Annotated in this window: 21 protein-coding genes and 3 tRNA genes; 14 read left to right on the top strand and 10 right to left on the bottom strand. The window is 38.0% G+C overall.

What is annotated here, in order from left to right; genetic code table 11:
* Nucleotides 1-23: 23 nt before the first annotated feature.
* The 4 genes from H6779_03420 to H6779_03405 form a co-directional block, all read right to left on the bottom strand.
* Nucleotides 24-2,459 carry an ATP-dependent Clp protease ATP-binding subunit gene (locus tag H6779_03420; GenBank protein ID USN87437.1) on the bottom strand — a complete coding sequence of 812 codons (2,436 nt, stop codon included), beginning with the start codon at nt 2,457-2,459 and terminating at the stop codon, nt 24-26.
* 9 nt (nt 2,460-2,468) lie between these two features.
* Nucleotides 2,469-2,864, bottom strand: coding sequence for a hypothetical protein (locus H6779_03415; protein USN87436.1), 396 nt, complete (start codon nt 2,862-2,864; stop codon nt 2,469-2,471).
* Nucleotides 2,865-2,963: 99 nt separating this feature from the next.
* Nucleotides 2,964-3,191 (bottom strand): cold shock domain-containing protein, encoded by a 228-nt coding sequence (locus H6779_03410; protein USN87435.1) that lies wholly within the window; start codon nt 3,189-3,191, stop codon nt 2,964-2,966.
* A gap of 134 nt (nt 3,192-3,325) precedes the next feature.
* The gene (locus H6779_03405; GenBank protein USN87434.1) at nt 3,326-3,721 is read right to left on the bottom strand and encodes a hypothetical protein; all 396 of its coding nucleotides are present in this window, start codon (nt 3,719-3,721) and stop codon (nt 3,326-3,328) included.
* Between the two features lie 93 nt (nt 3,722-3,814).
* Between H6779_03405 and xth the strand changes: the two genes are divergently transcribed.
* Nucleotides 3,815-4,606, top strand: coding sequence for an exodeoxyribonuclease III (xth, locus tag H6779_03400; protein ID USN87433.1), 792 nt, complete (start codon nt 3,815-3,817; stop codon nt 4,604-4,606).
* 733 nt (nt 4,607-5,339) lie between these two features.
* Here the strand turns inward: xth and H6779_03395 are convergent.
* Complete coding sequence (locus H6779_03395) at nt 5,340-6,815, bottom strand: HD domain-containing protein (protein USN87432.1); 1,476 nt, start codon at nt 6,813-6,815, stop codon at nt 5,340-5,342.
* 89 nt (nt 6,816-6,904) lie between these two features.
* Between H6779_03395 and H6779_03390 the strand changes: the two genes are divergently transcribed.
* Together H6779_03390 and H6779_03385 are read left to right on the top strand one after the other, a co-directional pair.
* Nucleotides 6,905-6,976, top strand: a tRNA-Arg gene (locus H6779_03390).
* An 817-nt stretch (nt 6,977-7,793) separates the two neighbouring features.
* A complete protein-coding gene (locus H6779_03385; GenBank protein USN87431.1) occupies nt 7,794-8,471 on the top strand; it encodes a methyltransferase domain-containing protein in 678 nt (225 codons plus the stop codon).
* Here H6779_03385 and H6779_03380 read toward each other — a convergent pair whose 3' ends face one another.
* Nucleotides 8,472-9,008: a hypothetical protein gene (locus tag H6779_03380; protein USN87430.1), complete on the bottom strand. Its 537-nt coding sequence runs from the start codon at nt 9,006-9,008 to the stop codon at nt 8,472-8,474.
* Between the two features lie 12 nt (nt 9,009-9,020).
* The gene (locus tag H6779_03375; protein USN87429.1) at nt 9,021-9,182 is read right to left on the bottom strand and encodes a hypothetical protein; all 162 of its coding nucleotides are present in this window, start codon (nt 9,180-9,182) and stop codon (nt 9,021-9,023) included.
* Nucleotides 9,183-9,430: 248 nt separating this feature from the next.
* Here H6779_03375 and H6779_03370 point away from each other — a divergent pair, with 248 nt between their 5' ends.
* Complete coding sequence (locus H6779_03370; GenBank protein ID USN87428.1) at nt 9,431-9,703, top strand: cupin domain-containing protein; 273 nt, start codon at nt 9,431-9,433, stop codon at nt 9,701-9,703.
* A gap of 660 nt (nt 9,704-10,363) precedes the next feature.
* Here the strand turns inward: H6779_03370 and H6779_03365 are convergent.
* Nucleotides 10,364-10,648, bottom strand: a complete 285-nt coding sequence (locus H6779_03365; GenBank protein ID USN87427.1) for a hypothetical protein — start codon at nt 10,646-10,648, stop codon at nt 10,364-10,366.
* Nucleotides 10,649-10,831: 183 nt separating this feature from the next.
* On the opposite strand from H6779_03365, the gene H6779_03360 reads away from it, so the two are divergent.
* Complete coding sequence (locus H6779_03360) at nt 10,832-11,587, top strand: BlaI/MecI/CopY family transcriptional regulator (GenBank protein ID USN87426.1); 756 nt, start codon at nt 10,832-10,834, stop codon at nt 11,585-11,587.
* 136 nt (nt 11,588-11,723) lie between these two features.
* On the opposite strand, the gene H6779_03355 is transcribed toward H6779_03360, so the two are convergent.
* Nucleotides 11,724-12,515, bottom strand: coding sequence for a hypothetical protein (locus H6779_03355; protein ID USN87425.1), 792 nt, complete (start codon nt 12,513-12,515; stop codon nt 11,724-11,726).
* Between the two features lie 856 nt (nt 12,516-13,371).
* On the opposite strand from H6779_03355, the gene H6779_03350 reads away from it, so the two are divergent.
* The 5 genes from H6779_03350 to H6779_03330 all read left to right on the top strand — a co-directional run bounded on the left by H6779_03350 (nt 13,372) and on the right by H6779_03330 (nt 17,177).
* A complete protein-coding gene (locus tag H6779_03350) occupies nt 13,372-14,313 on the top strand; it encodes a hypothetical protein (protein ID USN87424.1) in 942 nt (313 codons plus the stop codon).
* A 110-nt stretch (nt 14,314-14,423) separates the two neighbouring features.
* Complete coding sequence (locus tag H6779_03345) at nt 14,424-15,104, top strand: helix-turn-helix domain-containing protein (GenBank protein USN87423.1); 681 nt, start codon at nt 14,424-14,426, stop codon at nt 15,102-15,104.
* Nucleotides 15,105-15,113: 9 nt separating this feature from the next.
* A tRNA-Gly gene (locus H6779_03340) sits at nt 15,114-15,187 on the top strand.
* A gap of 460 nt (nt 15,188-15,647) precedes the next feature.
* Nucleotides 15,648-16,388, top strand: a complete 741-nt coding sequence (locus tag H6779_03335) for a DUF3800 domain-containing protein (protein USN87422.1) — start codon at nt 15,648-15,650, stop codon at nt 16,386-16,388.
* A gap of 372 nt (nt 16,389-16,760) precedes the next feature.
* On the top strand, nt 16,761-17,177 hold the full coding sequence (locus H6779_03330) for a YraN family protein (GenBank protein USN87421.1): 417 nt from the start codon (nt 16,761-16,763) through the stop codon (nt 17,175-17,177).
* A gap of 189 nt (nt 17,178-17,366) precedes the next feature.
* Here the strand turns inward: H6779_03330 and H6779_03325 are convergent.
* A tRNA-Pro gene (locus tag H6779_03325) sits at nt 17,367-17,437 on the bottom strand.
* Nucleotides 17,438-17,703: 266 nt separating this feature from the next.
* Here H6779_03325 and H6779_03320 point away from each other — a divergent pair.
* From H6779_03320 to H6779_03305, 4 genes are all read left to right on the top strand, one after another.
* The gene (locus H6779_03320; protein USN87420.1) at nt 17,704-18,636 is read left to right on the top strand and encodes a magnesium transporter CorA family protein; all 933 of its coding nucleotides are present in this window, start codon (nt 17,704-17,706) and stop codon (nt 18,634-18,636) included.
* Nucleotides 18,633-19,253 (top strand): alpha/beta fold hydrolase, encoded by a 621-nt coding sequence (locus tag H6779_03315; protein USN87419.1) that lies wholly within the window; start codon nt 18,633-18,635, stop codon nt 19,251-19,253. The genes H6779_03320 and H6779_03315 overlap by 4 nt, the downstream gene beginning before the upstream one ends.
* Before the next feature lie 71 nt (nt 19,254-19,324).
* Nucleotides 19,325-19,900: an RNA polymerase sigma factor gene (locus H6779_03310; GenBank protein ID USN87418.1), complete on the top strand. Its 576-nt coding sequence runs from the start codon at nt 19,325-19,327 to the stop codon at nt 19,898-19,900.
* A 1-nt stretch (nt 19,901) separates the two neighbouring features.
* Nucleotides 19,902-21,323 (top strand): hypothetical protein, encoded by a 1,422-nt coding sequence (locus H6779_03305; protein ID USN87417.1) that lies wholly within the window; start codon nt 19,902-19,904, stop codon nt 21,321-21,323.
* The last annotated feature ends 275 nt before the right edge of the window (nt 21,324-21,598 follow it).

Here is a 21,598-nt window from a genome sequence, read left to right as displayed (position 1 = left end):
TTAAGTGTTAAAATATTTAAAAACTAGTTACTTAGCTCTGCCTCACTAAAATCAGCCTTGGTTAGAGTAATAGTATCACCTTCTTTAACCTCTCCGCTGATCATCTTTTCCGCCACCTTTTCTTCAATCAGATTTTGCAAAACTCTCTGCATCGGTCTAGCTCCAAATTGCGGGTCGTAACCTTTTTCCACCAAGACATCCATTAAATCGCGAGTAACAACAAGTTCGTACCCCTTGTCCTTAATTCTTTCATAAAGCCCCTTAAGCATTAAACCAGCCACCTGTCCCTGCTCTTCAATTTTGAGAGGTTCAAATATTATTGTATTATCAAAACGATTGACTAACTCAGGACGGTAAATACCTTCTTTTATAATATGGTCAACAATTTCTTGCTGTAGGGTCGACAATTCTTTCCTTTGTTCAATTGTGTCCATGATTAGTTGACTGCCAGCGTTTGAGGTGGCAATTATAATGGTATTTCGAGCATTTACTCTCTCACCTCTAGCGTCAGTAAACACCCCTTCGTCCAATATTTGAAGAAATACATCATGCACAGCCTTTGATCCTTTTTCAAACTCATCAAGCAAAAGTACAGCGTAAGGATGCTCACGCAACATGTCTGGTAATATTCCAGACTCTTCACCATTACCAATAAGCCGCTCCAAGGCATCTTCCCCACTAAATTCAGACATATCAATACGATGCATTTTATTTTCGTCGCCAAAGAAGACAAAGGCCAAGGCTTTGGCCGTCTCTGTTTTTCCAACACCAGTTGGACCAAGAAACAAAAAGGAGCCAATTGGTTTGTCAGCTGACTGAATTCCAGCTCTTGCCCGACGCATTGTTCCAGCAATCGCATCAATTGCTCCCAATTGACCAATCACCCGCTCATGTAACCTGTCTTCCAGATTAAGTAGTAAGTCACGTTCTTTTTCTTCTATTGGACCAGCTGGAATACCAGTTTTGTCACTAACCACCTGATAAACATAGTCATCTGTGATAACACCAACCCCAGCTTGATTGGCTCTGGTGGCAATATCAATCAAAAGCTCAATCGCCTTGTCTGGCATCTTCCCTTCAACAATATAGCGGTCTGCCGACTCAGTGACCGCCTTAAGTGCGGCATAGGTAAACAAGGTTTGATAACGGTTTTCATTTTGGAGCGCCACTCCTTGGAGTACTCTGGTAGTACTAGCCAGATTTGGTTCATCAATCAACACTTCAGCAAAACGTCTAGCGAAAGCCCCGAGCGGTTCTAGATGTGTATGATAAGAACCGGGCGTGTCAGTAGCAACCACATGGAGGTTGTCCGTAGCCAAGTAAGGGTCAATCAGTTCTGGAATAAATACACCCATTGCTTCAGCCTCACGAATTAAAGTGCTTAGATTTTCAATGACCATAATAACATTGCCGGCTTTTGTTGCTTCGGTAAAAAGCTGAAGGATTGTTAGTTCTAAAGCCTGTTTGTCATGATGGGTAGCAAATAAACGACTGGTATCAAGTAGGATCATTTGTTTGTTCTCAATCGCACTCAGTGACTTACCTAGACGAATCCGCCTATTGACCTCAAGCAACAAGTCAATCTTGCCCACGCCCGCTTCACCAATAATAAGTACGTTGGACGCCTTTGCTCTAGCTAAAGCAACCTCAATTTCCTCAATTTTTTCATTAGTAAAAGCTGAGTCACCATCAGACAAACCAGAGTAAACAGCCCCAACCTGTAGACTACGAGAAAACTTTTGCAAAATATAAGCAGTACCAAAGGCCCACTCGCGACCAATTCCTTGAGTTTTCGACAAATTATCCTTACCCCACCAGCGTTCAAGACGTTTTTCTTGTAAGTGACTACCAACAACCCACTCCAATGAACCAACAAAAATTTCGTCGGCAACACCATTTTCCTTCAGCAGTTTTTTAAAAGCACTATCTTGCTGCAAAATATATTTACCAAGCGTAATCAAAGTAAAAATCTGATTAGACGGAAGTGGTACCATATCAGTAGAAATAAGAGCTCTCTGAGACCTAAAGAAAGTGTCAAGCATATCGGCACTAATCCCCGCCCGCAAAAGCACAATAGTCCCGAGCCTTGAAGTGCAGAAGGCTTTAGTAATGTCGTTTTTTTGTCTACCAATGGCCTCAGCCACTTCATAAGTTGCGCCAGCTATATTTTCATCTTCCAGACCGATAATAGAATTGAGGCCAAAGAAATAGTAGCTGTTGTGATAACTAAAAATTAAAAGCTGCTCAAGCCAAAGACCAGAAAAAATCAAACTTATGCCTAACAACAAAGAAATTGGTGCGGTCGGTATAAAGTAATGAAACCCGACAGCTACAAGAGCGGCGATGACAGCTAGAGTAAAAAATATTATTCGTAACGTACTTAGAGTACGCCTTGAAAGTATCTTTACTAATGAAAGTACAGGTGCATATTTTTTTATGTCTTCAGCCAGAGTATACATACCTAAATATTATGAGTAAGAAAACATTAAAACAAAACCATAGACCAAACTAGCTACCAAAAAAGCTGGAGCAAAAAGCCAAAACAAATAAACCACAACAATCCCAACACAAAGAAGTACCAATAACGCTGTTCCTACCAGAATCACTATCGTACGAAGAATAATCCCGATAATTCGTGAAACAATGCCAATAATGATATACCCGGCCCAATCTTCAAAATTAAATTTTTTACCACGATCTTCAACTATCCTTTTCCAAGGTGCAAAATAAGATTTGACAAGTTGGGGCAGTGAAAAAAAGTGAACGACAAACCAAAAAAAGTTATTCCAAACATGAAAAATCTCCGCGAAGGCCTTAGAATAATGCCACAATAAATAGTGATGTAAGATCGAAACAAAGAGCATTAACTATAAGTATACACGTCCAAATAGTTTTTCATCCAAACTAATAAACACAAAGCCGCGGTTAAACCACGGCTTTGTGTTTATTAGCTTTCAACCCTACTATGCAGCTGGAGTTGGAGCTGGAGTATCGCTACGGCGAACATTAGCAGCAGCTGGACCTTTTTGACCTTCTTCTACATCAAAAGAAACTCGGTCTCCTTCTTGTAGGTCGTCAAAAGCAACATCTACTAATGATTGAGCGTGAAAGAATACATCCTTTTCACCCTCTTGGTCTGGCTTGATAAAACCATAACCATTATCGCGCTTGCGAACAATTGTTCCTGTCATTATTTTTTATTTATACTTTTTAACTACAAAACGTCACTTCACCTGATCAATGTTTTCACACCTTACCTCAAGGAGTTGGTTTCGCTTCCGTTATTAAATCATAATTAGATTTAAATACAAGGGTAAAGAGACAATTATAGTTTTATATGGGTCGCCAATTGCCCAATAAACGGCAATGGTGCTTCTTTCTTTTGTAGAGAATTAAGGATACCTATAACGGAAAAGATAAAAAGGACTATATCAATCAACGTTAATATTGGATAAAGCCACATAATCATAAAGAAGAAATGTGCAATCAAACCAATCGCGATAATTATCAATCCTTGCTTGATATGGAAGAGTACAAAAGGGTTATCGCGATTAGTTAGAAGCGGAATAAGTACCAGCGGACCTAAATATGATAAAGACGCCATCATGGTAGTGTGATTTAACACGTAGGATGATTCGTTGCTCGTTGTTCTCTCCGCAGTGTTGGTGGTATTACTAGTATTTTCACTAGCTGCTTCTTGGTTATTTTGATTATTGTCCATATAACAATAATTATATTAAATAATCACCATTATGAAAAGCCGTTTGTTCGGCGCCTACGGCACCGAACCCCACCTTTATGCTATATTATACCCATGAAAATCTACTCATGGAACGTAAATGGCATCCGCTCAGTCTATAAAAAAGGAGCCTTGCAGGCTTTTATCAAAGACCATCAGCCAGATATCCTATGTTTGCAAGAAACCAAGGCAAATCATGACCAAATCGAGGTTGATTTTGAAGAATATGAAGAATATTGGTGCTCAGCCAAGCGAAAAGGTTATTCAGGAACCGCTATTTTTACCAAACACACCCCCCTTGAAGTCTATTGCGGCCTACCGGAACATATAGAAAAACAATTCTTCCTCAAAGATGTATACGGCGACACTAACGAAGAAGGACGGGTAATTGTTCTTGAATTTGAAGGTTATTTCGTCACTTCTGTCTACACCCCAAACGCCAAAGACGATCTTTCACGCCTTCCCATGCGCGAAGCCTGGGATAAAGCTTTTCTAACATATATACTAGAACTGCAAAAAAGTAAGCCGGTCATTTTTGGCGGAGATTTGAATGTTGCCCATACAGAACTAGATCTCGCTAGACCAAAGGAAAATAAGGGCAAAAAGGGCTTTACCACTGAGGAACGTACCGGTTTTGACCACATAGTAGAAAGTGGATTTGTTGACACACTAAGACTATTCGAAAAGGACAACGGTCACTACACTTGGTGGTCTCATTTTGCCAACGCCCGAGCTAGAAATGTAGGTTGGAGAATTGATTATTTTCTAATTAGTAATGACCTAGTTCCCTTAGTCAAATACGCCAGGATACACGCTGAGGTCATGGGTTCAGATCACTGTCCGGTCTCCATTGAGCTGGCTGTGTAATAACATTGAATTACAACGTTGCCAGGGGCATGTCCTTTATAAAGGACATGCCCCTAATGTTATCCCCAGTTATACACACATCTGTCCTTTACAGACTTTTATAAAGGACATACTATATACGTAGGCCCAGAGAGGGCGAGCAGGAATCTCCAGAGTTTTGTATCAAAATGAATTTTGAAACAAAACTCTGGAGATACCTCTTAAAGAGTACATTATAAAAACAATTGAGATTACCTCCAATAACTCAAAACAAAAAATGTTCATAACATCCCACCTAAGAGAAATATCCTTATCCTAAATTTTGAAGAACAACTCTTTCAAAATAATGTATAAGAGACATTTATTTCTCAAAACAACAACGTAGAGCTTTGGATCAAGGTTAGCTTCAAATTTTAAATAAGCGCCAACTTGGGTACGATACCCACCAATAATATAAAGCTCATCTTAATCAAAGGCCTGAGGGCATCGGCAGTGAAACAAACCACATCTTCACTCTCGATTCCCCCAGGCCTTTTTTCTTTGTATAATTTAACTATGCAGATGTTATAATTGTAATTACTTATACCAGTTTATTCGGGAGGAAAAGATGGCTCAGAAAAATCGAGTAGGTGTCAAGTTTTGGTTAGTGGTAGGGATTATAATAGGTATTCTAGGTATTTACTACCTATTATAGTCAATTTGTTCATTCATTATAAAAGCACCCTCTGTTGTAGAAACGAGGGTGCTGATTTTTTTACCCCACTTTATGTTCCCTCGCTATCTCCTTTAGAGCCTCAGCTTCTTCCTCGGCTTGTTTTTCTTTGCCAGCGTCGGCTAACGCCTTTAATTCCTCCTCAGGTAGCTTATAGAGCTCTAAAACCTTGGTTTCTAGGTATTCTCCGGTGTTTTTACTAGGATCGTTTAACACTTCTTCCAAAAGAGCATGGAGGACATAACCTAGCTTCTTCCCTGGTTTTTCAGCGGTTATTTCCATGATGCGGTTGCCATTTATCTTCAGCATTTTGACTGATATCGGGTCACGAAGCGCTTCGTCTACCATGGCTTTGTATTTACGGAATCTAAATGGTTGCTCTTTTGGTCTACCGGTACCAATACGGTCACAAACTCTTAAATTAAGGAGGTTTTGAATCTGATCCTCTCCGATTCGGACAATAGTGCGACGCACTGCTGATAGTGTGATCTGGTCCGGATCAGCAAAAAACATGTGCCAACGTACTAATTTTTCGATAATTTGTGACTCTTCGCGTGGATATTTAAGGCGGTCTAGGATTTTTCTTGTCATTCTCGCTCCTACCACTTCGTGGCCAAAGAAAGTATACATTTTGTTCTTGCCGCCAGTTCGTCTAGTGGCTGGCTTACCTACATCGTGTAGTAAGGCGGCGATACGCATGGTGGTGGAATAACCCTTGTCAGCCGCTGCTTGCATAGTGCGTAGTAAGTGCTCAAAGACGTCATAGGCGTGAATACCGCCCTGCTCACAGCCAATCCCCTCTCGTAGTTCAGGAATGATATATTCAAGTAAGTTAAGCTTTTCTAGGAAGACGATCCCTTGCATTGGGTTGTTTGAATCAATGATTCTCACAAACTCTGTGGTGATTCTTTCAATCGCTATTTCTTTGAGTAATGCAGCGTTTTTAGTAACACCAGCAAGAGTTTCCCCTTCTATAACAAAATCAAGCTCAGCCGCTAGCCTGACCGCGCGCATCATACGAAGAGCATCCTCTGAAAAACGTTTGTCTGGGTCACCGACTGCCTTTAGGCGTTTGGCTTTCAAATCTTCAACTCCGTCATATAAATCAACGGTTTTTTGGTCTTTTATGCGGTAAGCGATAGCGTTGACAGTAAAATCTCGTCTAGCTAGGTCTTCTTCCAAAGAAACACCAAAAGTAACGCTGTCTGGACGTCTTTTGTCACTGTATTCCCCTTCGCTGCGGTACGGGGTAACTTCGACTACTTGTAGACTAGCTTCAGCTTCTTCATCACTGTTTTTCACTCCGACCGTACCATAGTCATTATTGCAAAAACTGTCTGGAAAAATAGCTTGAATTTGGTCTGGGTGAGCGTTGGTGGTGAAGTCCCAGTCTTTTGGCTTTTTACCCAAAAGTAGGTCGCGTACGCAACCACCTACCAAATAAGCCTCAAAACCAGCTTTTTCTAGCTCGTCTCCAACTCTTCGTACAAATAATGGTATATCTTGAGGATTGATCATGTGGTCATTGTAACAGAAAATCGTTGCTTTTTCCTATATTTACCGTATGATGTTAGACACTGAAAGATAGCGGAAGCAAATAAATAGATGCACCCGTGGTGAAATGGATATCACAACTGACTTCGGATCAGTCGTTCTGGGTTCGAGTCCTGGCGGGTGCACAGAAAATGTTAAAGACCAGCTAAAACGCTGGTCTTTAACATTTTCTGTGCACCCGCCAGGTGCAGGGTTTTTCTGAAACGATAGTGGAAGAAAAAGCCGTAGCACGACTCGAAGCCCGATTGAGCTGGATTGGGAGTGGAGCGAACCAATCCAGCCAATTGGGGTACTGCTCCTGTAAGGAGCGAGTCCTGGCGGGTCGAGAACACTTAGTAGATTTGGAGTCGTAGACGAACAAATATACTTAGTGATTCGTGACCACAAATAATTCCTGATTATACGAAAAGGAAGTTTTTACTTAACGATTAACATTATCCCTTTTTGAAGAATCTGGTTTATCTTTAACGTACTTACGATTATTTATTTTTACAACCATATTTTCAGGATGAAGTCCTCTCTCTACCCTTTTTACCATTTTAGATCTACTATAATTCCTTCCTTTGAAATTGTAACTTTCGTTTCGTCTATTTAATCCATCTCTATTTCCTCGTATTCTTGTTTGCATATTTATTACAAAGTTTTATGTGTGAATACCTCTCGTTGACCAAATTTTTACTTGATGTATACTCGAAGTATTCACTCGTTGAATAAATTTACAAACAGCCTGTAATTTTCAACTACTGCAGGCTATTTGTGTTTGTATTATATCAACTAGTTTCCCCTGCAACATACGTACAGTATATGAATTATGTGGTGTAATTTGAAAATGGCATTTCAAACTATAGATTTTACTTAGAATTGCCGCCGAGTCCTGGTGGCAAGATTCTTTTTATAGTGAAATTTATATCAAACAAAAAGATTGCATGCTACCATAAACCCATGAATGAATGGCTAGATAACAAAACTATTGCAGAGTACGCAGAAAAAGCCGTTGATAGAGATTGGGCTTGGTATGAGTACGAGGTCAATTTTCCTGATCTTGTGGAACTATTGCCAGCCGATGTTGGATCAATGCTGGATTTTGGTTGTGGGACAGGAGAATTTACTTCACTACTAACTGAAAAAGCAGACAGTGTTATAGGAACAGACGTAGCGCCCATGATAGATATGGCAAGAATTAAAAATCCGGAAGTTAAGTTTGTGGTTTGGGATGGCAATGACTCTGTTCCATATGAGTTGGGAGTATACGATGTTATTTTTGCAAAACTTTCACTTCAGTTTATCGAAGATTTGGAATCAACTGTGAAACGTCTTTATAAAATAACCAAAACTGATGGTTTCTTAATTGTTTCAGTACCTAATCCAGACAAAATTTGTAAACAGTTTTCTTTAGAAAGTGTTGATAACAAACGTTATCAAGACGAAATTGGCGATACGGGTATAAAGATAAATCCTGTACACCGATCGGAGACTGAATATTTAAGAATATTTAGAAGTGTTGGTTTTGAAGTGGTTGAAGTTTCAAAACCAATGATACCTGAAGAACTTTGTCTTAAATATGATGCTAAAAATGGCGAGTATTCCAGCCGCTTGAATTTGAAATTAAGAAAAGTGTAGTCAGTTACCTTTTCTTATAAACCGTGGGGTGTGTTCTATCGTTAAAAAAAGAAGTGAGAGAGCTTCTTCAACGTCTTCTTTGCTACAATCGGGTAAGTTATTCTTTCTAAGATGAAACGTATTTCTCTGCTGGTTAATATTCTTAATTCTAGTCACAGTTTCTTCTTTAAGTACTTTACAGTCCTTGAGAAAATCTAATAGTTCCACAAAACCGATTTCTGGTTCAGTTTTTTCTTTACTACACCGTACCGATATTACTACTTCACCATTTTTATAATCTTTATGATTATACTTTTTAGGTACGATAATACTTTCTTTATATTCCAACTTTTGTATCCTTTTCTCTTGTTCTTCGTATATTAGAAACATCAACGCTTCCATTATGGCAACACAATATAAAACTATTACTCGGTTAGTTTCTGATTTGTAGGTGTTACTTTTGTGATTTTCGGTAGTTATGTATAGAAACAAAATATATTCAACCGAATCTTCTATGCGTTTTCTTAACTTATTATCGACTATAAAGTTAGTCTCCATGGAATAAGTTTATTACTGATGAACTATTTTAAGAAGACGAGAAAGTGACGGAACACCACTTTTCTTTAGGTGATCGTGAAGTTCTTTGTCTGTTTTGTATTGCAAATCAACACCATATTTTTTTTCTATGGAATCAACTATTTTTTTTGTTTTTTTAGTAGAGCTCTTGTTCATATTTATAATATATAACTGCTCCTGGAGCCGGTCAATATTTTGAATGTTGACTTAATATTCTGTATTTTTTTAGATAAACCGTTCCTCACCCTCTTCTCACCTATGAAACTTTAATTTTTTACCCAAGCGCTCACGATAGGGGTAGGTAGAAAAGCAGTATTTTAACTAAAACTAAACAAAAAAGTCGTTGAGACGTTTATTTTATAAGTGAAACACAGAATCTTTGCTATTTGTGGTAGAATCAAAGCATGGAACTCTCCGAGCGCTGTATACAAACCCTAGAAAAAGAAGGTTTCATAACTATTTACGAGGAAAGTGAAGCTTCAGGTGCTACCCATGAAACACATACTCATTCGTATAACGTGGCGCTTTTTGTAACCGAAGGTATGCTGGAAGTGACGATAAACGGTGAAACAAAAGAACTTAAAGCCGGAGATCGAGCAAATATTCCAGCCAATGCCCCGCATTCGACCACGGCCGGACCAAATGGTTGTCAATTTGTTATGGGTGAGAAAGATTAACCAAGAGTCTATATGAGGCAAAATAAAACCCAAGTCTGACTATAAGGTCAAACTTGGGTTTTGATTACAACCAGTTTAGCAACAACAATACTAGAGAAAGTAGAACTGTTCCCAAGACACTAATACAATTGAGTACAATAAAGCGACATTTTAACGAGCTACTTTGCACATCAAACACATACACCTTGAGAGATACTGTGGCAAAGAAATAGGTATGCATCGCCACAATAAGCAATACGGTGACTAAAAAGTAAGTCGGTTTCCCAACAGTCTTATCTGGTAGAAAGTTAAAACACACCGCTATTACAAATGGCAATATACACCATATCCATATGCAGACTTTGTAGATCCTGTCTATTTTTTGTTCTTCTTCCCAATAGTCCTCACTACGCATGATAACCTCCTTGGATAAATAACAATAAAACAAAGAGTATGGTGAGTGAAACACTAAAGATAACTAGAGGTATAAACCTTTCTCTCCAGTTGGCTAACCAAAATAACACGGCCATAACGTATGATCCTGTGGCGTTTACTCCTAAAATATAGATTATTGTAGGAATAAGCCCTATAGGTTTTGGAGGGGCATAGTATAGACATGTCATCAATACGCAGAATTGCACGAATAAAAGATATGCTTCTATGTCCTTACTTAGTACCCAGTTATATTTCTTGATCATCTTTCTTCTCCTTGCTCAAAGTCACGTAACATCCCCTTGCTGTGCAATTTACACAGGATACGTTAGAAATACCCAACTCTTCTAATTTGTCGAAGAGTTTTTCGCCAGTACATGGGAAGTAGGTTATATTTACTCTTGTTTCTTTAGGAATACAACTTTTCCTAGGCTCGGTGTTGTTGTCGTAATAATCTGATAAAAACGCTAATCCAACCGTTATTAATAGCAAAACCATTAAAGGCCAAGGAAAAGAAGATACTTTATTATTCATGCCAGTCTCCTTTTAGATGTAAGAATTAGTCAAAGAACTTATTGACTAATTATGATTTTATTACTTAATACTAAGTAATGTCGAGTATATATAAATTTATATGGTAATACTGTATATTTACTCCTTAAATATCAATAAATAACTGTCGGTGACAAATCCACAACAATCTGCTAAGATGAGGTAATGATAAAAGAAATATTAGAAGAATTAGGTTTTTCTGAAAAAGAAGTAGAGATATATTTAGCTATAATTAAGTCCGATCAAGCTACTGCTTCACTGATAGCCAAAGAGACCGACGTCAATCGAACGACGGTTTATGATATTTTGGAGACTCTAATGCATAAAGGGGTGGTTTCTAAGATCAAAAAAGCCGGTAAAACCTACTACTATGCCCTATCTCCGGATAAGCTTATTGATTATCTGGAGCGAGAAAAACGTGAATTTAGCAAAAAAATTGACCTTCAGAAAGAGAAAGTCAGTAAAATAATGCCAAAATTGATCTCAATCCAAAATCTCCATTCGGTCAACAAGCCAAAAGTCCGTTTCTATGAGGGTGAAAAAGGCATGCGTGAGGCCTATGAAGACTCTCTGCAAGCTGATGGACTAATACGAGCCTATGCCAACGTGGAGGAAATGCACAAAGGTCTCCCCAATTTCTTCCCCGATTACTACAAACGCCGAGCTGAGGCGAATATTCATATTAGAGCCATCCTTCCCCAAAATGAAGCTTCTTTTGACCGCGCTAGTAAAGACAGCGAGGAAATGCGCACTACTAAGTTCTTACCGGAAGAAAAAATGACTTTTAGCCCGGAAATCAATGTTTACAACAACAAAGTCCTAATTGCCTCATGGAAAGAATCAATGGCGATAGTAATGGAATCCAAGGAATTAGCTGATTTTCATAAGCTTGTTTATGATCTTTTGTGGGATTCTATGTAGTTTGTGAGGGGTGGTTAAAAAATAACGGAGGTGCGACCTTAAAGAGGAGCGAGTAGCGACAGGAAAAGGTCGTTCCTCGGTTATTTTTTATGTAATACAAACTCGATTTTCGTCTTTTATAAAGAAAATAAACCAACTACTTCCCCGCTCCCTTCCAAGCCAGTTCAAAGATCATTTTCATCATTCCGTAAATTGTCTCGTTTTCTATAATGATGCCCGTAATTCTTTCTTTATCAAAAGTGACCACTGAGACTTTGTTTTTGTCATAGATGGTAAGGTCGGCTTTCCAATTGAAGTCCGCTTTTGGTATATATCGTACGGTTGGAATAATCTTTTTCTTGGCCGTTAAATAGACGGTTTTTTCGTAGGAACGGTCTTCTTTAGTGTCGGGTATAATACCTCTGGTGGTGATACCGATTTTTTCTTTTGCTTTTACGTATTCCCGATAATCTTTTAGAGGTAAAAACTCCATTAGCTCAGCCACATTTACAAACCCAAGCATCTCGTACTTTGTTTTGGTCGCTAAGTGGTCTCCGTATATAGACATTACCCCCTCAACTCCTTCAAAGTACGAAACCTTTGGTCGATTGGTAACTCCGGAATAAAGCCCTTCAATTTCCGGAAAGATATCCTGCAGTATTTGCTGGTCTTCTTTGGCGTTAATTATCTTCTTTTCTCCTAGGCGGATAAGTCTTTTGGGGTTTTCTACTACATAAAAGCTTTTGTTTCGTTTTTTAAGTTCACTAACCAAACCTTTGATACTAAGCTCTAGTAAGATGTCGTAGACGGTACTCCTTTTGATCTTGGTTTGTTTGGCTATATGAGAAGGAAAAGCGCCATCCTCGGTGAGTAGGGTCACATAAACAGCCGCCGCCTTTTCAGACAGTCCAGCTTTATGAATAGTCTTTATTAATCTCTCTTTTTCCATAGAGAAAGCATAGCACTGATACAAATTATTGTCGATATAAACCGACATAATATACACAATACCAAATATAACGTTAATTTAGGTTTTTATTGGATAAAATTTTGTCGCACACTTGCCGCAAAAACACTATTTCGTGGTCTAATACTGCCAAGTCAGCAATACATGAAGTTTGTTGACTGGTTCATTGATAATAAAGGAGATAAAAATGTCCGAATATGCTTATATTATAAAATACTGTCTATTTGTTCTAGCTTTTGTGCTTTCAGGACTTATTTCCAGAGCGATCGATATTTATTTCGAGAGAATTGATGCGGCATTGTCTGGCGAGAAAGATATACTGAAGGAAAAAGATGCTGAACAGAGTAAATATGGGTTCCTAATAAGATTAGTCATGGCGATGATAATGTTGTGCATTTTAGTATTAACAGTAGCCTATTCTAAAATCTAAAATTCCAATTTTCTTTAAATGTTGGAGTTTTTAACAAAAGAAGGAGATCTAAAATGAAACTTAAATTTCTGTTATTTCTTTTTGTACTCGCGCTCACCTTTCCTGTTATGGCTTTGGGTGAAACTAAAGAAGTGAGGTTGGGAGGTAGTGTTTATACTGGTTATAACTTTATAGGTGAAAAAATAAGTCAAGTGATGATTACGTGATGTCATGAAAATAAAACAGTTACCATCACCCGTCTATTCAGATCTTATGGTATAAACGATTCTATTAGAGTAACAAAGAATGATACGTTTATGATTATAAAACCCATAAGAGAACGGTCATATGTAAAAATACTAGATATTAGAATTGCGGAAAATGGCTGTGTGGTTAATGTGAAATTTCTCTAAAAATAAGGAGACTAAAATGTTTGATGATATTAAGAATTATATTGCTACGTTACATGAAGTGTTACTGTTGGTAAGAATATCAATCAAGGCTAAAGCTTGTAAGGATATAAAGGAAGTGATAAATGAAATAAGAATTTCTCCGCGTGGCAGTAGTATTGTTTCGGTTTGGTTTAAGCGTGCGGAGACATTATGTACACAGAAAGTGGACGGAGTATTGCCACAGATACCTTTCTCTTATACCCGTGAATTAGTTTGGATGGGTATTGAACACGGAGAACTTGGTAAAAAAGCCTTAATGCGTTTATTGGAACTTCCATTGAATTATGTGTGTGACAAATCAATTGAAGCTTATATTTTGTACTATAGGTTAAAGAGTATAAAAAAAGACGTCTCAGATTACTTCAAGCAGATGGCTATAGATCTTGTAAGAAAAGAAGCAAGTGGTTATAAGTCATATCCAGAAATAAGGCAAGCTCTACTTAAATACCTTTCGGATTGGAGTATGGGTTACTTACGCCTTGGAAGTGCCGAGCCGCCCGCTGAGATACTTAACGTATGGTATCTTAATATAAATCAACTCTATGAACAGGATGCGCGCATACAAGCTCCGCTATGCACTTCTATTGAAGAAGCGGCTAAAAAAACACAAAGGTACTATGGCGGAGGAGTTGGCAATAAAATATGGAATGATAGGCTGATTGAGTTAGCTGACGAAGATGCTCAAAGAAATGCTCCTGAATGTCTTTCATTGGATAGTGCTCTTAAAAAGTATCAGGAATCACCTAAGAGAACAAAATCTCAACAAATCTGGCAAGATAAGGTTATTGAGTTAGTATTGCGTGAAGCTGAAATTACTAAGGATAGGCTGGTGGTGAAAGAACTTTACGATAAGGTGCCTGATGTTTTGGATGTAAAAAGAAAGCTCTTAATTCGATTTATGGAATTATATCTTTCTTAATATTACAACCTCCCTCACGAAAACTCGTGTAGGGAGGTTTTTTGTTTGGATGCATTGTTTATAACCTAAAAATGAACAACTGTAGTAGTATATAATATACAAACTTTGGTATGGTAAATTCACGCGTAACTTATAAAAAAGAAGCATATGAACAAGCTATAGCTTTTAGAAAACGTGGTTTTACTTACACCGAAATTGCTAAGATCTGTGATGTTTCGCGTGGCACGGTCTCAAATTGGCTTAAAGATGAAGGGTTTTCTAAACGTATAGCCAAGACTAATCTAGATAGAGCGTATAAAGATAATGTAGGAAGAATAAAGCTGGTAAACAAAGCACGAAATGCCGAAAGAACGGCTCAATATAAGGAGATTTTGCGTTTGGCAGAGACTGAGTATAAGCATTACCTTAATTCCCCGTTGTTTGTCTCTGGCCTAATGCTCTATAGGTGTGAGGGTGATATGAAACACAAGAACCTTATCCGCCTTACCACTGGCCAAACTGAACTGCATAGTATTTTTATAAAATTCGCTACGGAGTTTTTGGGAGTAGAAAAATCATCGTTTAGATTTTGGTTACTTCTCTACCCTGATATGGATGAGGTAAAAGCGATGAAACATTGGAGTAGAAAGATTAAGTTATCAGTCAGTCAATTTTACAAAAACCAATTTATTAACGGTGGTAGTAAAAAGGCGTTGCATTTTGGCGTTGGTAATACTATAATCGGCAGTACGCTTTTGAAGAAAAAGCTTATGCATTGGCTTGAGTTAGCTTCAAAAGACCTACAAAAATAAATATAAAATGCGGCCATGGTTAAGTGGTATAATGAGTCCTTGCCAAGGATTAGTCGGGAGTTCGATTCTCCCTGGCCGCACCAATCGGCAGGCCCAGAAAGTGGATACTTTCTGGGCCTTTGCCGTTGGTAGCGGCCAGGGAGAATCGAAAAGAGTTCCGTGCGAAGCCTGATTCTGAGGTACGAAGAATCAGAACGGAACGACGAGGTCGCGTAGCACAATATTTTGGAGTTCGCAGAACGAACAAAATATTGATGCGAAGGTGACCGATTCTCCCTCTTTCTATAAAAACATCGATACAATTGGCGCCATTTTTGTTCGTACGGCCAGAGCAAAATTTTCATGCTTTACGTGGAGAATCGAAGCTTCGGACGATGTTTTGTGAGCTTTCTTAGCGAACAAAACGAGGAGAAGCCGTCCAGGAAAGCGAGTCTATTTTGTGAGTGAAACGAAACAAAATAGCCGCTATTCCGGGACGATTCTCCCTGTATAAGTTTCGTTCTAAGGGGCGTGCTACTAAACTGCTATAATGTTTTAATCTTTATGGCAGAACAAGAGAAAAAAGATAATATACTTTATATATTTATTGATGAATCAGGTGATTTTACTTTTTCAAACAAAGGAAGTAAGTTTTTTATATTGACCGCAGCTAGTACAATTCATCCTTTAAATAGACGAGACTTACCTCTTTCTGCACGTTATGAACTTCTTTGTGAAGGTTATAATATTGAATATTTTCACGCCACTGTTGATGCACAAGTGGTACGCAACAAGTTTTACGAAAAAATTAAAGATCTTCCAGACTATGAAATAGATAGTGTTATAGCAGAGAAAAGAAAAGCCAATTTTACTTTATATGAAGAAGTTATGGCCGAAAGTAGTAAAACTGGATTTTTAAAGATTAAAACTGAACAGGTTCACGAAAAATTTTATAAACAATTATGTGAAACTTTATTGAAGTATGTCTGTCACCGATATTTAAAAATTCGAGCATCTTTAGGTATAAAAAAGGTCGTGGTAGTATTAGATCAAGCGTTACCTAATAAAAAAAGAGAATTTGTCACTAAGTCTATCAAGCAATATATAAAATCACATTTTGGTTTAGTTCCCTACATGTATTTTCATTCGACTAAGTCAGATGTTAATTGCCAAATAGCAGATTATTGTTGTTGGGCCATGAAAAAGAAATGGACTGATAATGAATTACGTCCATACAACGAGATTAAGCACAATGTTAAGAGTGAGTTTGATATTTTTAGAAACGGAGAAAAGTATTTTTATTAAATATATAAAAACAATGACCCCCCCGACTATCCTTGCGGAAGAACCCAGGGGTTCTTGTCATCGGGGGGGGACCTTTACTGATACAATAAACTATTTTTTAGAGAAAATAAAGCAACAATTGTACGCAATAGTGGAAATGTATTTGCTGACGAGACAACAAATAAATAACAACGATTTCTGTGGAAAAGACAGTGTATAGGTGGATAACGGACAATGTCTTTTATAAAGGACAAAACAATATATGGCTTTAAATAACGTCCTTTATATATGTAACAATTATTTCTAAATATTAAGCGTTTCACGTGGAACGTTATAATTATTGTTCCATAAGAAACGAAATATTACACTTGCAGTAATGCTATAATGTTCCATGTGCAACGGAATCTAAGCAAAAAGCAGAAAAATAAAGAAATAGGTTACTTAGGAGAGAAATTAGCCGGTAAATACCTGGAAAACAAAGGATTTAAGGTAGTTCAATACAATTACCTTAAAAAATGGGGTGAAATTGACATTGTTACACGTAGAACAGATAAAATACATTTCATTGAGGTAAAAACGGTTTCATATAAAACAAAATCCGATCTTATAACTGGTGTTACACATGAAACTTGGCGTCCGGAGGATAATGTTCATGAATTTAAGATAAAAAAGCTGGCTAGAACTATAGAATCCTGGTTAACAGAAAATAAGTGTGATTTAGACTGGCAAATTGATGTTGTGGCTGTAAAAGTTGTTCCACGTGAAAAGTTTTCTACGGTAAAATATATACCGAATGTTATATTGGATTAATTGCTGCAATTATAATTGTATAAATATTTATTTTCGTTTCATGTGTAACGATAAATATATGTTTCACGTGGAACATTTTTGTTGTTTTTAAACTAAAATAAAGAACTGCCCAAATTCTTTATTTGAGTCACGTTAATTTTTGTTTACTATTACTAATTCCTTTCTAATTTCATAACCTTTCAGGCTAAGTCGGGGAGCCGGGAATCGAACCCGGGCCGCACGGTCCCAAACCGCGTACACTACCACTATGCTACACCCCGAGCGAGAAATTAAGCGCAAACTGCATTTAAGTTTCGAGCTCGGGGGTGAAAGCTTTTGCTTACACCCCGACTTAACTAAAAAGGCTATGAAATTAAAAAAGAACCCCAAACCGCGTACACTACCACTATGCTACACCCCGATTATTTTTTTGTGCGATGATAATAACACTCATTTTAAAAAAAAGCGAGTGTTTATGTTCTCTAAACTAGATTTTATTCAGATACCTATTTTGCAAATACCTCTAAATAGGGCATTATATTAGACGATGATCACATACTATTTCCGTACCCTTAAAGATGACTCACTAAAACAAATCGATAAGCCACGTTCTGGTGTCTGGATCAATGTATCAGAACCTACCGATAATGAGTTGAGTGAGCTAGTAGAGAAGTTTTCACTAGATGAAGATATTTTGGCTGATGCTAAAGACTTGTACGAAATACCTAGAATGGAGAAGACCGACAACGCTACTTACTTTTTTACCAGGTATCCGTATCGAGCAGAGAACCAAAACCAGGTTGACGTTACCGCACCTATACTAATAGTAGTAGGCAGTACTTTTGTCATGACCATTCATATTCGAGAGGTACCTCAGTTTAGTCGAATAATTTCCGGTCATGAGACAGTTCACACTACCCAAAAAACCAAGTTTTTCATACATTTGATGAGCATTTTTACTAATTCTTTTGATCGCGAGCTCAAGCGTCTGCAAAAAGCGGTGCACAAAGACCGTGTAAGGCTTAGTCGGATTGGACCAAAGGATATCGAAAGACTGGTAGGATATGAAAGTAGCCTCAATAATATGGTAGACGCTTTAGTCCCGACCAACACCTGGCTACAGAAGGTGACAGGCAATAACAGTTACATGCATTTTTTTGAAGAAGATCTAGAGATTATGCAAGACCTGGTTATAGCCAATAGTCAGGTGGTAAATTCCGCCCGATCAGTTCTTACCACCATTCAAAATATTCGCGGTTCAATTGAGGCCATCATGACCAGCCGTCTTAATAACGCCCTAAAAATACTTACTGTTTTGACAATTCTTTTGACCATACCACTAGTTATAACCTCAATGTACGGTATGAATGTTGCATTGCCAATGCAAGACAATCCAAGCATGTTTTTCATCATCTTAGGATTTAGTACCATTATGCTTATTTCATTAGTGATATTGTTCCGCAGAAATGAGTGGTTATGAAAAAGCAAGTACTATACATACATGGCGGTGACTCATACTCCAAACACGAGGATTTCCTCCAAGCACTTCGTACAATGCCAATAAGGAATTTGCCTGGTGCAGAAACGAAAAGCTTTTGGCCGGCCACTTTAGCTGAAGATTTAGGAGACGATTTCGAGGTTTTTTCACCTTCCATGCCAAACAAACAAAACGCCAGATATGAGGAGTGGAAAATATGGTTTGAGCGACATCTTGAGTTTATTAGGGATGAGGTAACCTTAGTAGGCTGGTCACTCGGAGGGGTGTTCTTGGCCAAATATCTAAGTGAAAATAAATTTCCCCACAAAATAAAATCACTATATATCTTAGGAGCACCAAGCGGGGAGGTCAAGCCTCATTCGAGCGGGGAAGACTGTGCTAGTTTTCTATTTAACATGGACAAACTCTCCGATTTAAGTCAACAGGTTAAGGAGGTGAATATATGGCATTCAAAAGACGATTTCGTAGTGCCTTATGAGGAGTTTTTAAACTACAGAAATCATCTAGAGGAGGCTAATCTTGTGTCTTTTGAGGACAAAAACCACTTTCTATTAACAGAATTCCCAGAATTAGTAGAAGGTATTAGATCAAAATACTAAGAGTTTATCATTTTTCAAGTTGTCAGTAAGAATTAGGGTATCGGTACGTCTACTTGTATAATGGTTTTCATATGGCGGGTCGAAAACAGACAGACGACATAACTGAAAGCCAAGAGGATAGTTTTTTAAAAGCTTTCGATGAATATAGCGATGCACTGTTTCGCCACGCTGTTATTCGTGTTAACAACCGTGAAAAAGCGATTGATATTGTTCAAGACACTTTTACTAAAGTGTGGACATACATTAGAGCAGGGCACAAAATAGATGCTTATCGGTCATTTTTATATAAAGTTTTGAATAATTTGATAATTGACTCATACCGTAAGCAAAAAGAGTTATCACTGGATTCATTATTTGAAGCTGAGGGAGTGGACGAGGGTTCGTTTGCTGACTTGACCGAAAATAATACCGAAGCGTTGGCAGCAACAATTGACGGTCGAAAAGCTTTTGAATTGCTTGCTGAATTACCAGATACGTACCGAGAAGTTATAACCTTTAGGTTTGTGGATGGGTTAGGTCCAAAAGAGATAAGTGAGTTGATTGAAGAATCAGAAAATGTGGTTTCTGTCCGACTGCATCGTGGGCTAAAGATGTTGAGAGATAAGATGGAAGAAAAAAGTGAGGTAATAAAAAAAGGAAAAAAATAAAATGAAACGCTTTAGCGAACAATTAAATAAGAAAGCCGACTCACTCAAAATGAAAGAGGGTGAAAAGCGTGAGCTGCGTGAGCGGTTGGTTTCGTATATGGAATACCATCCATTACCTAAGACAAATACTGTTATTTCTTCCGAAAATGTTGCTCAAGACATGGTTGTAAAGACTTTACATATTCATAAGTGGAAGTTTTTACAATGGTCTGGAGCAGTGATGGCAACCCTAGTTTTGGTTATACCATATGTAGCTGAGAGAGCTGTGCCAGGTGATGTTTTGTACTCAGTCAAAGTAAATCTTAACGAAGAAGTCCGTGGCACTTTAGCTAGAAGCTCTTACGATAAGGTTGTTTGGGAAACAGAGCGTCTAAACCGCCGTATTGCCGAAGCAAGACTGCTGGCTAGTGAGGGAAAGATGACTGAAGAAATTGAAGAAAGTGTTGCAGAAGCGGTTCGTGTACACAGCGAAAACGCCAGAAAGGAAATAGAGAACATAAAACAAACCGATGAAGAAGCAGCTATTTTAGCCACCATTCAACTAGACACTACTCTGGATATCCAATCCACTTCACTGAAAAGTACTCAAAAAGCCAGCACTACACCCAAAAATAACACCGACAAGATTGTAGATGTTCTAGCTATGTCGCATCTTTCTGAGTCAGAAGAATTACCATCATATGAGCGCTTGATAGGTAGGGTAGAAAGTGAAACGACACGAGCTTATGAGCTTTTAAATAATATTGAAGAAAATGCTACTGACGAAGAAAAAGCTGATATAAAAAGACGATTAGAAGATATTGAACGGAAAACCGCAACCTTGATCCAAGATCCAGAATCTGCCACCACTGAAACTAGGGAAGGGCTAGTTGAAACGCTACAGAAGATACAGAAGCTGATTGTCTTTATGACCAATATTGACGTTAGAGAAACTCTGACCGTAGATGAGATCGTACCTGTAACCCTTACCGAAGAAGAAAGGCGTGAGCAAGTACAAACCTTGGTCAAGGAAAGTGAAAGACTTATCCTTTACATAAATAAAGCCTTGGAAACGAGTGATTCACTAGAAATAAATGATAAAATTAGTCAGGTAGTAAGGGAAAGTGAAGAAAAGCTAGACACACTCAACTTGAATCCTGAATCTGAAGAGTATGACTTAGGTGAAGCTGAATCATCAATTCATGAAATTCACGCTCTACTACAAGATTCTTGGGTAGCTCTTGATGCTGATGAAGACAAAATCATTAAACTCATAAACGCTGATAAAGAGACGGGCTTACCAGATACGGCTACAACGACTGAAGTTACCACCAGCACTACTAGTACCAGTTCAGAACCGATGGAAATTGATGAAGACACCGGCACCAGTACTAAGAATACTGAATCATCAGACCAAACAACAACAACAGACCGACGAAACTAAATTTGACACTTATTAAAAAGGGAATATACTTAAGGCAATGCAGACTAATAAAATAACTGATGTAAACATGAAGCCAATGAGTACATTTGTATATTTTTGGTTTTTTGGTGAGCGGCTCGGTCGGTTGTTTTAATTAGTGAGTGTAAACTAACAAAAAAACCGGCCAAGAGCCGGTTTTTTTGTTAGTTATGATTGTTGACCGGTGGAAAATTTTTAAGCTTAAAAATTTTCCACCGGTCCGTAACCAAAGACGGACCAAAACTTGCCCAGATAGG

Source organism: Candidatus Nomurabacteria bacterium, assembly GCA_023898525.1.
Classification (GTDB): Bacteria; Patescibacteriota; Minisyncoccia; order Phycocordibacterales; family UBA918; genus OLB19.
Note: the sequence above shows the minus strand (reverse complement) of the source record. Positions and strands in the feature narration are given on the sequence as shown.

What these genes read in the sequence shown, in the direction of transcription:
- H6779_03420 (USN87437.1), bottom strand. Translation starts at nt 2,459, where the DNA reads ATGTATACTCTGGCTGAAGACATAAAAAAATATGCACCTGTACTTTCA.
- H6779_03415 (USN87436.1), bottom strand. Translation starts at nt 2,864, where the DNA reads ATGCTCTTTGTTTCGATCTTACATCACTATTTATTGTGGCATTATTCT.
- H6779_03410 (USN87435.1), bottom strand. Translation starts at nt 3,191, where the DNA reads ATGACAGGAACAATTGTTCGCAAGCGCGATAATGGTTATGGTTTTATC.
- H6779_03405 (USN87434.1), bottom strand. Translation starts at nt 3,721, where the DNA reads ATGGACAATAATCAAAATAACCAAGAAGCAGCTAGTGAAAATACTAGT.
- xth (USN87433.1), top strand. Translation starts at nt 3,815, where the DNA reads ATGAAAATCTACTCATGGAACGTAAATGGCATCCGCTCAGTCTATAAA.
- H6779_03395 (USN87432.1), bottom strand. Translation starts at nt 6,815, where the DNA reads ATGATCAATCCTCAAGATATACCATTATTTGTACGAAGAGTTGGAGAC.
- H6779_03385 (USN87431.1), top strand. Translation starts at nt 7,794, where the DNA reads ATGAATGAATGGCTAGATAACAAAACTATTGCAGAGTACGCAGAAAAA.
- H6779_03380 (USN87430.1), bottom strand. Translation starts at nt 9,008, where the DNA reads ATGGAGACTAACTTTATAGTCGATAATAAGTTAAGAAAACGCATAGAA.
- H6779_03375 (USN87429.1), bottom strand. Translation starts at nt 9,182, where the DNA reads ATGAACAAGAGCTCTACTAAAAAAACAAAAAAAATAGTTGATTCCATA.
- H6779_03370 (USN87428.1), top strand. Translation starts at nt 9,431, where the DNA reads ATGGAACTCTCCGAGCGCTGTATACAAACCCTAGAAAAAGAAGGTTTC.
- H6779_03365 (USN87427.1), bottom strand. Translation starts at nt 10,648, where the DNA reads ATGAATAATAAAGTATCTTCTTTTCCTTGGCCTTTAATGGTTTTGCTA.
- H6779_03360 (USN87426.1), top strand. Translation starts at nt 10,832, where the DNA reads ATGATAAAAGAAATATTAGAAGAATTAGGTTTTTCTGAAAAAGAAGTA.
- H6779_03355 (USN87425.1), bottom strand. Translation starts at nt 12,515, where the DNA reads ATGGAAAAAGAGAGATTAATAAAGACTATTCATAAAGCTGGACTGTCT.
- H6779_03350 (USN87424.1), top strand. Translation starts at nt 13,372, where the DNA reads ATGTTTGATGATATTAAGAATTATATTGCTACGTTACATGAAGTGTTA.
- H6779_03345 (USN87423.1), top strand. Translation starts at nt 14,424, where the DNA reads ATGGTAAATTCACGCGTAACTTATAAAAAAGAAGCATATGAACAAGCT.
- H6779_03335 (USN87422.1), top strand. Translation starts at nt 15,648, where the DNA reads ATGGCAGAACAAGAGAAAAAAGATAATATACTTTATATATTTATTGAT.
- H6779_03320 (USN87420.1), top strand. Translation starts at nt 17,704, where the DNA reads ATGATCACATACTATTTCCGTACCCTTAAAGATGACTCACTAAAACAA.
- H6779_03315 (USN87419.1), top strand. Translation starts at nt 18,633, where the DNA reads ATGAAAAAGCAAGTACTATACATACATGGCGGTGACTCATACTCCAAA.
- H6779_03310 (USN87418.1), top strand. Translation starts at nt 19,325, where the DNA reads ATGGCGGGTCGAAAACAGACAGACGACATAACTGAAAGCCAAGAGGAT.
- H6779_03305 (USN87417.1), top strand. Translation starts at nt 19,902, where the DNA reads ATGAAACGCTTTAGCGAACAATTAAATAAGAAAGCCGACTCACTCAAA.